This window comes from Tengunoibacter tsumagoiensis (assembly GCF_003967535.1).
GTDB classification, from domain to species: Bacteria; Chloroflexota; Ktedonobacteria; order Ktedonobacterales; family Ktedonobacteraceae; genus Tengunoibacter; species Tengunoibacter tsumagoiensis.
Window position 1 is genome coordinate 1,669,762 of the sequence record NZ_BIFR01000002.1, and the last position, 10,956, is coordinate 1,680,717.

The 10,956-nt window shown below is 54.6% G+C and carries 2 protein-coding genes; both read left to right on the plus strand.

Annotated features, from left to right (window positions below; translation table 11 throughout):
- Positions 1-135 precede the first annotated feature (135 nt).
- Complete coding sequence (locus tag EL628_RS27220; RefSeq protein ID WP_126583123.1) at positions 136-1,713, plus strand: helix-turn-helix domain-containing protein; 1,578 nt, start codon at positions 136-138, stop codon at positions 1,711-1,713.
- Between the two features lie 222 nt (positions 1,714-1,935).
- Positions 1,936-10,950 (plus strand): non-ribosomal peptide synthetase, encoded by a 9,015-nt coding sequence (locus EL628_RS27225; protein WP_126583124.1) that lies wholly within the window; start codon positions 1,936-1,938, stop codon positions 10,948-10,950.
- Positions 10,951-10,956: the final 6 nt, after the last annotated feature.

Sequence of the window (10,956 nt, forward strand, 5' to 3'; positions counted from 1 at the left end):
GAGCAATTTGTAGATATATAATTATAGTTATATTTCAGGACGATTAACAAAGATCAGAGGCAGTATCTGTGAGAATCGGCGAATGGTTGCTATCTCAATACGAGCTACTCCAGAAACGGAAAGAGGACAACTCCCATGGGCAGAGCTCCTTCTCAACCAAATGAACGCTTACGACAGGAACGGCTTATTCATGGTTGGACACAAAGTGATGTAGCTGGATATATCGGCACTGATGGATACACGATCAATCGTTGGGAACGGGGAAGGGCCAGGCCCAGTCCTCATTTTCGCCAGAAGCTCTGTGCGCTGTTTGGCAAAGGTGCACTTGAGTTGGGGCTGGTGCCAACAATAACGGGGCCTCGCCAGGAGTCTGATGTATCAGATGCTACCTTCAATCGCTATTGGAATGTCCCATATCAAAGAAATCGCTTTTTCAGTGGTCACGAAAAACTATTGAGTACTCTTCATCCCATTCACTCATCCACGGCTGCAGTGATCCCTACGGATTTTTATGCATTATATGGGATGCCCGGCAGTGGAAAAACTCAGCTGGCTGTTGAATTTGCTTACCGCTATGCTTCATCATACCAGGCCATCTTCTGGGTGGAGGCTGGAACGGAGGAGCAGATTCGACAGAGCTATCTTGCTATTGCTGAGATGTTGCAGCTTCCTGTTGCTCCAAAGAAAGGGAGCCAACACCTTGTTGCTTCCGTTCATCGCTGGTTGTCAATGCATAAACAATGGCTATTGATATGGGATAATCTCCGCACAAGAGAGCTGTTACAGCGTTTTCTCTCTCCTACTCTTCAGGGAACGATTCTGTTTACTACTCGTCTCCCTACCTTAGGGGCCCTGGCGGTTAATCTAGAAGTTGCTCCTCTCAAGCCTGAGGAAGGGGCACAGCTGCTCTTACGTTACTCAGGACTCTTGCATCCACAGAGCTCTCCTGTCCCAATAGATTACCTTCAATCATCTGTTCCTGCCGAGTATCAAGCTGCATATGAGATTGCTGAGCTCCTGGGGGGGCTACCATTAGCTCTGGCGCAAGTAGGCGCTTATCTTGAAGAGACCCCGTGTGATATTGTGGATTATCTGCATCTCTACCATACTGGCAGGGTCAATCCTTTTACACTCTGTGGACTCAACTTAACACACTATCCTCATTCTGTGGCCTCCATCTATTGCGCATCTTTTGCAGAGATAGCATCGAAAAGCACTGGGGCGATGGATCTCCTGCGCCTCTGCGCTTTTCTGGCTCCCAATGACATTCCGGAGGAAATTTTTATTGACGGGGCCGCTTTTCTTGGAGAGAGGCTGGCCAGTATGGCACAGGACCCCTTACTTCTCTATGAAAATATCAGTATTCTGTATAATTCTTCACTGCTTACACGCAATAAGAAAAAACGCACTCTTACTCTGTACGCTCTTGTACAGAGGATATTACAGGATACGCTTTCCGAAGAGCTAAAGCGCCTCTATCTGAAAAGAGTGATTCAAGCGCTCTCTACTGCTTTTGCCAAGAGTGATCCTATTGTAGCCTCTCCTTTTTTGTGTGAGCGCTATCTACCACATATCCAGGTCTGCGCTACACTGAGCGCCAGATACGATCTCCACCTCCCTGACATGGGCTTTCTTTTGCATCAGGTTGAAGCATATCAGGGTCATCATCATGGGTACTATGCAAAAGCAGCATGCATCCATCTGTTAAAATGATACCTATTTTATCTCTACCTCTTGCTTTCTCCCTGTTTTTCTTCAAGATAATTGACATCGAAAAGGCAAAGAATGCTTTTGAAGCTATTTTTCTAGCGTCTGGACGCTAGAAAAATAGCGTTATAAAGCCAGGAAAAATTACAGAATTTTGTTTATTCTTAACGAGAAGCAGAAAAATTCTGTTTTCTTTTCGTTTGACGTTCTGATACTATTGGAAAAAAAATGCGCAGAGAAGATTCTATCACTTATTGGCAGAAACAACTTGCTACTGCTCAGCTTGATCTTCCTACCGATACTCTTCGCTCGCAAGTACGTATGCATCATTCTTCCTATCTTCCATTGAGACTTCCCCCCGATATGATGCCAAAAATCACCTCTGCCTTCAGGCAAGTAGAGGTTCCGCTCTCTTCATATCTTATGACAACGCTTAGTATTCTCTTTGCTCGCTATAGTGAACAGGATGATTTCTTGCTCGGGATAGAGCTACTTCCAGTCACGCAGACTGCTCTCCCTCTACGGATCTCCTATCATAAAAGGCGTTCATTTCGTGATTTTTTGCAAGAGGTTCACTCTGTCATTGAAGAGGCCTCTCGTGCTTTTCCATCTGCCTCTTTACTTCATGAGCTTGCAGGAGAAGGGAGCACTGTTGAGCTACCGATTTTTCAAACGATCGTGAGCATCCGAGAAGAGCCCGATCTGGCTGGTGATAACTCTGTTGCTGGTCCACAAGATGGATCAAGATCTCATCAACAGCTTCATATTTATGTTGAAATACGGCGCGAAAATGTGCTTGGATGGGTGGAATATAATGGCTCGCTTTTCAAAGAAGAGACTATTACTCGTCTTATTCGCCATTTTTATTATCTGCTGGAGCAGGTAACAACACGGCCCGATGATGCGGTGGGAGAGTATACAATTCTGCTTCCAGAAGAATATACTCAGAGTATCGAACACTGGAATAAGACGGGGAACGCTGATTTTGAACGCTATTCGCCACTTTCTTTGCTCGCTTCCTCTGCTCACTACGCTCCTGATCGTCTGGCTGTTGTCTTCGACGATATGGCGCTCACATACGCAGAACTCCATAAACGGTCCAATCAATTTGCCCATTATCTGCAACGTTGCGGCGTTGGTCCTGAGGTCCAGGTTGGAATTTATGTTGAACGATCATTGGATATGCTGCTCTGCGTCTTAGGTGTGCTCAAAGCAGGGGGGGCTTATGTGCCATTAGACCCTGCCTATCCTCAAGATCGCTTAAATTTTATGGTCTCTGATGCGGGCCTGACGCTTTTATTGGCACATCGCTATCTTCCAGAGTATTTTTCCGCTACCTCTGCACAGATACTTTTTCTTGATACGCTCCATCAGTATGCATTAGATGAACCTGGTAGTCCCCCTGAGGTTCTAATCCATCCGCAACAGGCTTGCTATCTTATCTATACGTCTGGATCTACGGGAAGGCCAAAGGGAACGATCTTGCATCATCGTGGCCTGAGCAATCTTGTTTGTGCACAGGTTGAGGCATTCCATCTTCATGCAACAGATCATGTGCTACAATTCTCTTCGTTTAGTTTCGATGCTTCTGTCTGGGAGATGGTGATGTCATTGGACGTTGGAGCAACGCTCTATCTGGCTCAGCAGGAGAAACTTTTACCTGGACCTGATCTTATCCGATTTTTGCAAGAACATGCTATCTCGGTGATTACGTGTACCTCTTCGGTTCTGGCGGTTCTTCCAGAGGCTTCTTTTCCAGCTCTTCAGACGGTTATTACTGCTGGCGAAGCGTGTAATGCAGAGGTTGCTGCGCGTTGGAGCCTGCATTGTGCATTTTTTAATGCTTATGGTCCAACCGAATCAACTGTTTGTGCGACGATTGCTGTTTACGATTACAATGCATTCTCGCCTCCTCCTATCGGCAAGCCGATCACCAATACGCAGGTGTATGTACTCGATGGGCAGATGCAGCCGGTCCCGATTGGCGTGGCAGGCGAGCTCTATCTGGGTGGCGAAGGGCTGGCTCGCGGCTATCTGCATCGTTCCGATCTCACCGCTGAGCGCTTTGTGCCTCATCCATTCAGCACGCTGCCTTCGGCTCGCCTCTATCGTTCGGGGGATCGCGCACGCTGGCGAGCCGATGGCTCCCTGGAGTTTCTGGGCCGTCTCGATCAGCAGATCAAGGTGCGTGGCTTTCGCATCGAGCTCGGGGAGATTGAGGCAACCATTCAGCAGCATCCACAGGTCCTGGAGGCCGTTGCGCTCTTGCGACCTGCGGATGAGCAACAGACGGAGCCGCTGCTGCTCAGCTATGTCGTTCCCGGCGCAGGCCAGACGCTTGCGGAGGCGGAGCTGCGTTCCTATCTTCAGGAGCGTCTCCCCCACTATATGCTTCCGGCTCGCCTTCTGGTGCTGGAACGCTTCCCGCTGACGGCGACCGGCAAGATCGATCGTCTGGCCCTCGCCCGGCGTCCGCTGCCAGCGCTGGGCCAGCTGGACACACTTCACGAGGCTCCCCAGGGTCCGGTTGAAGAGCTGCTCGCACAGGTGTGGATGGAGCTGCTCCATCTTCCGGCGGTGGGTCGGCATGACAATTTCTTTGCCCTGGGCGGTCATTCGCTGCTGGGCACCCAGATTATCGCTCGACTGCATGCCCGGTTGCCTGTCTCGTTGCGTCTGCAGGATCTCTTTGCGGCTCCCACGATTGCACAGTTCGCGCAGGTGCTCCACCTGGCACAGCAACAGACCCTGGCTCTTCCTCCCTTGGTGGCGGGAGCTCGACCTGATCCACTTCCGCTCTCCTTCGCCCAGGAGCGGCTCTGGTTTCTGGAGCAGTGGCAGCCTGACAGTACCACCTATCTCATTCCCTGGGTGCTCCATCTCGAGGGACCCCTGGAGCTCTCCATCTGTCAGCAGAGCGTCCAGGCGCTGGTCGAGCGACATGAAAGTCTGCGCACCTGCTTTCCCGCAGTGTTGGGATTGCCTCAGCAGCGCATTGCTGCCACGCTCTCGTGCTGGCTTCCTCTCATCTCGCTTGAAGCGCTGTATCCTGCTGCGGTGGAGGAGCAACAGGCACTGGTCTTCCACGTTCTTCAGCAGCACCTTCTGCGTCCCTTTGATCTGACGCAGGCCCCGTTATGGCGCGGCTGCGTGCTGCGCGTGCGACCCCAGGAGCATCTGTTGCTGTTCGTTTTCCATCACATCATTCTGGATGGCTGGTCTCTTGAGGTGATGGAAGAGGAGCTGCGGGCACTCTATCAGGCGCTGCTGGAACGGCAGCCTCATCCCCTGGCTCCGCTGCCGCTTCAGCCTGCCGATGTAGCGCTCTGGCAGCGTTCCTGGCTTGAGGAGCAGGGACTCTCTCCGCTGCGAACGTTCTGGCTCGACTATCTGCGCGACGCTCCGCTGGTGCTGGATCTGCCTGCCGATCGACCCCGTCCACCTGTTCAACGCTTTCGAGGGGCCCATGCTCCCTTTACAATTCCGGCGGCGGTGCGCACCGGCCTGCTGCTGCGCTGTCAGCAGGAACAGGTAACATTGTTTGTGGGCCTGCTCTCGATCTTTGCGGTTCTTCTTGAGCGGATCAGTGGGCATAAGGATCTGCTGATCGGCACCCCCGTGGCACAACGATCCGATGCCGCAGTGGAGAAACTGGTCGGCTTCTTTGTCAATACGCTGGTCATTCGTCTGAGACTCTCGCCCTACATGACCTTTGCCGAGCTCTTTGCCCAGGCGCGTGAGCAGACCCTCTCAGCCTATGCTCATCAAGACTTTCCGTTTGAACAGCTGGTGAGTGAGCTGGAGACGGAGCGCGATCTGAGTCGCTCTGCGGTAATCCAGACGATGCTGGTCCTGCAACATGTCGCCGCAGAGCCTCCTGCCTGGCCTCACCTTCAGGTCGCTCGCTGGCAGGTCCCTGCAGAGAATAGCAAGTTCGATCTCACCCTCTTCTTCCAGGATTCTGGCCGCGAGCTGCGTGGTTTTTTTGAGTATGATAAAGATCTTTTTACCGAGGAACGCATCGAACGGATGACGGGCTGGCTCCAGCAGCTATTGGAGCAGGTTGCTGAGCAGGTCAATCATCCCCTGCACACCTACACGCTGCTTTCAGCATCCGAACGCAAGCGGCTCCTTCAGCAGTGGCAGCCCGCACTCCAGCCCTTGTCTGATGCTCTCACCCTTCCACTGCTCGTCGAGCATCAGGTAGAGCGCACCCCTGATGCCATCGCGCTGGCCGGAGAGGGCCATCTGCTGACCTATGCGGCCCTCAATCGCTACGCCAATCAGCTTGCTCAACAGTTGCACCAGCATGGCGTCGGGCCCGAAGTTCGGGTGGCGCTCTGCCTTCCTCGCTCGCCGTCGCTGCTCATTGCGCTGCTGGCTATCCTCAAGGCAGGGGGAGCCTATGTGCCGCTTGATCCAGAGTATCCTGCTCAGCGACTGGGCTTTCTCATTCGAGATTCACAGGCTCAGCTCCTCCTCACGACAACCGAGCTGATCGAACGTATCCCGACGCAAGAGACGCCGGTTCTACTCCTGAAGGACGACTGGCAGGACGCTGGCGCATCAGAGAGCAGAAATCCGGTGACTCAGCTCACACCTCAAAATCTGGCCTATATCATTTATACCTCAGGCTCTACGGGACAGGCCAAAGGGGTTGGCATCACGCATCGCTCAGCCTCTACGCTGATTGCATGGGCGCATCTGACCTATTCTCCTGAAGATCTCTCTGCGACACTGGCCTCTACCTCTATCTGCTTTGATCTCTCTGTCTTTGAGCTGTTTGCACCATTAACCTGTGGTGGCAAAGTGGTACTCGTTCAGCATCTTCCGAACAGTGCTCCGCTACAAAGACAACAAGGTGTTACGCTCATTAACACTGTCCCATCGGTGCTCCAGGCCTTTCTCGCTGAACAACCGTTTCTTACTGGAGTACGTATCATCAATCTTGCAGGCGAACCTCTTTCGAGTCAGCTTGTAGAGAGGTTGTATCAGATTGAGACGGTCGAACGCGTCTATAATCTCTATGGTCCGTCTGAGGATACAACCTATTCTACATACTGTCAGGTAGCAAACAATACGAGCCTATCCATCTCAATTGGCAGGCCGATCACCAATACGCAGGTATATGTACTCGATGGGCAGATGCAGCCGGTCCCGATTGGCGTGGCGGGCGAGCTCTATCTGGGTGGCGAAGGGCTGGCTCGCGGCTATCTGCATCGTCCCGATCTCACCGCTGAGCGCTTTGTGCCTCATCCATTCAGCACGCTGCCTTCGGCTCGCCTCTATCGTTCGGGGGATCGCGCACGCTGGCGAGCCGATGGCTCCCTGGAATTTCTGGGCCGTCTCGATCAGCAGATCAAGGTGCGCGGCTTTCGCATCGAGCTCGGGGAGATTGAGGCAACCATTCAGCAGCATCCACAGGTCCTGGAGGCCGTTGCGCTCTTGCGACCTGCGGATGAGCAACAGACGGAGCCGCTGCTCCTGAGCTATGTCGTTCCCGGCGCAGGCCAGACGCTTGCGGAGGCGGAGCTGCGTTCCTATCTTCAGGAGCGTCTCCCCCACTATATGCTTCCGGCTCGCCTTCTGGTGCTGGAACGCTTCCCGCTGACGTCGACCGGCAAGATCGATCGCCTGGCCCTCACCCGGCGTCCGCTGCCAGCGCTGGCCCAGCTGGACACACTTCACGAGGCTCCTCAGGGTCCGGTTGAAGAGCTGCTTGCACAGGTGTGGATGGAGCTGCTCCATCTTCCGGCGGTGGGTCGACATGACAATTTCTTTGCCCTGGGCGGCCATTCGCTGCTGGCCACCCAGATTATCGCTCGACTGCATGCCCGGCTCCCTGTCTCGCTGCGTCTGCAGGATCTCTTTGCCGCGCCCACGATTGCACAGTTCGCGCAGGTGCTCCATCTGGCACAGCAGCAGACCCTGGCTCTTCCTCCCTTGATGGCGGGAGCTCGACCTGATCCACTTCCGCTCTCCTTCGCCCAGGAGCGGCTCTGGTTTCTGGAGCAGTGGCAGCCTGACAGCACCACCTATCTTATTCCCTGGGTACTCCATCTCGAGGGACCCCTGCAGCTCTCCATCTGCCAGCAGAGCGTCCAGGCGCTGGTCGAGCGACATGAAAGTCTGCGCACCTGCTTTCCCGCAGTGTTGGGATTGCCTCAGCAGCGCATTGCTGCCACGCTCTCGTGCTGGCTGCCTCTGATCTCGCTTGAAGCGCTGTATCCTGCTGCGGTGGAGGAGCAACAGGCGCTGGTCTTCCACGTTCTCCAGCAGCACCTTCTGCGTCCCTTTGATCTGACGCAGGCCCCGTTATGGCGCGGCTGCGTGCTGCGCGTGCGACCTCAGGAGCATCTGCTGCTGTTCGTTTTCCATCACATCATTCTGGATGGCTGGTCTCTTGAGGTGATGGAAGAGGAGCTGCGAGCGCTCTATCAGGCGCTGCTGGAACGGCAGCCTCATCCTCTGGCTCCGCTGCCGCTTCAGCCTGCCGATGTGGCGCTCTGGCAGCGTTCCTGGCTTCAGGAACAGGGACTCTCTCCGCTGCGAACGTTCTGGCTCGACTATCTGCGCGACGCTCCGCTGGTGCTGGATCTGCCTGCCGATCGACCCCGTCCACCTGTTCAACGCTTTCGTGGAGCCCATGCTCCCTTTACAATTCCGGCGGCAGTGCGCACCGGCCTGCTGCTGCGCTGTCAGCAGGAACAGGTGACGTTGTTTGTGGGCCTGCTCTCGGTCTTTGCGGTTCTTCTCGAGCGCATCAGTGGGCAGGAGGATCTGCTGATCGGCACCCCCGTGGCACAACGATCCGATGCCGCAGTGGAGAAACTGGTCGGCTTCTTTGTCAATACGCTGGTCATTCGTCTGAGACTCTCGCCTCACATGACCTTTGCCGAGCTCTTTGCCCAGGCGCGTGAACAGACCCTCTCTGCCTATGCCCATCAAGATTTTCCGTTTGAACAGCTGGTGAGTGAGCTGGAGACGGAGCGCGATCTGAGTCGCTCTGCGGTGATCCAGACCATGCTGGTCCTGCAATATGTCGCCGCAGAGCCTCCTGCCTGGCCCCACCTTCAGGTCGCTCGATGGCAGGTCCCTGCAGAGAATAGCAAGTTCGATCTCACCCTCTTCTTCCAGGATTCTGGTCGTGAGCTCAGTGGCGTCATAAAATACAATGCTGAACTCTTTACCAGGGAGCGCATCGAGCGGATGACGGGCTGGCTCCAGCAGATATTGGAACAGGTTACTGGGCAGGTCAATCATCCCCTGCACACCTATACGCTGCTTTCAGCATCCGAACGTGAGCAGCTCCTTCAGCAGTGGCAACCCGCACTCCAGCCTTTGCCTGAGGCTCTTACCCTTCCACTGCTCGTCGAGCATCAAGTAGAGCGCACCCCTGATGCCATCGCGCTGGCCGCGGAGGACCATCTGCTGACCTATTCGGCCCTCAATCGCTACGCCAATCAGCTTGCTCAACAGTTGCACCAGCATGGCGTCGGGCCCGAAGTTCGGGTGGCGCTCTGCCTTCCTCGCTCGCCGTCGCTGCTCATTGCGCTGCTGGCGATCCTCAAGGCAGGAGGAGCCTATGTGCCGCTTGATCCAGAGTATCCTGCTCAGCGACTGGGCTTTCTCATTCGAGATTCACAGGCTCAGCTCCTACTCACGACAACCGAGCTGATCGAACGTATCCCGACGCAAGAGACACCGGTTCTACTCCTGAAGGACGACTGGCAGGACGCTGGCGCATCAGAGAGCAGAAATCCGGTGACTCAGCTCGCACCTCAAAATCTGGCCTATATTCTCTATACCTCAGGCTCTACCGGACAACCAAAGGGAGTGATGATCAGCCATAGAAGTATCTGTAACCGGCTCCTCTGGCAACCATCAGAGAAGCGTCTTACATCAACAGATAAGATTATTCACAAAACATCTCTCAATTTCGATGTGTCTGTGTGGGAGATATTCTGGCCACTGGTCAGCGGAGGGAGCGTGATTATTGCAGAACCAGGTGGGCAGCGTGACATTGCTTACTTGAGTCAGTTAATCACAACCCAGCAAGCAACCGCCCTGCATTTTGTGCCTTCTATGCTCCGACATTTTCTCGGTGAAGCGGATCTGGCGCAGAATACGTCTTTGCGCCATGTCTTTTGTGGCGGCGAAGCGCTTACACACGATCTCCTTGAACTATTCTTTGCCCATCCACATCTACATGCTACCTTATATAACTTCTATGGCCCAACTGAAGCAACCATTGAGGCAACTTCAGCAGTCTGTACCCTGGAAAATGAACAGACCATTGTTCCAATCGGCAGGCCGATCGCCAATATGCAGGTGTATGTACTCGATGGGCAGATGCAGCCGGTCCCGATTGGCGTGGCGGGCGAGCTCTATCTGGGCGGCGAAGGGCTGGCTCGCGGCTATCTGCATCGTCCCGATCTCACTGCTGAGCGCTTTGTGCCTCATCCATTCAGCACGCTACCTTCGGCTCGCCTCTATCGTTCGGGGGATCGCGCACGCTGGCGAGACGATGGCTCCCTGGAGTTTCTGGGCCGTCTCGATCAGCAGATCAAGGTGCGAGGCTTCCGCATCGAGCTCGGGGAGATTGAGGCAACCATTCAGGAACATCCACAGGTCCTGGAGGCCGTTGCGCTCTTGCGACCTGCGGATGAGCAACAGACGGAGCCGCTGCTCCTGAGCTATGTCGTTCCCGGCGCGGGCCAGACCCTCACGGAGGCGGAGCTGCGTTCCTATCTTCAAGAGCGCCTCCCCCACTATATGCTTCCATCTCGCCTTCTGGTGCTGGAACGCTTCCCGCTGACGGCAACCGGCAAGATCGATCGCCTGGCCCTCGCCCGGCGTCCGCTGCCAGCACTGACCCAGCTGGACACACTTCACGAGGCTCCCCAGGGTCCGGTTGAAGAGCTGCTCGCACAGGTGTGGATGGAGCTGCTCCATCTGCCCGAGGTGGGTCGGCATGAGAATTTCTTCGCGCTGGGTGGTCATTCGCTACTAAGCACGCAAATATGTGCCCGCCTGCGCGATGCTCTCCGCATCACTATTCCTTTATCCATGATCTTTGCATACCCTACTGTTGCCGAGCTTGCAGAAGCGCTACAGAAGATCCAGCAACAGGAAAAACAAGCGTCAGAACAGACGCCGGTAGGCGTACTTCAACCACAAGCCAGATCACGCGAGGCTTATCGCGTAAAACGTTCAGCGTCAGGTTCAAAAGGACAGGCATAAAGAGAA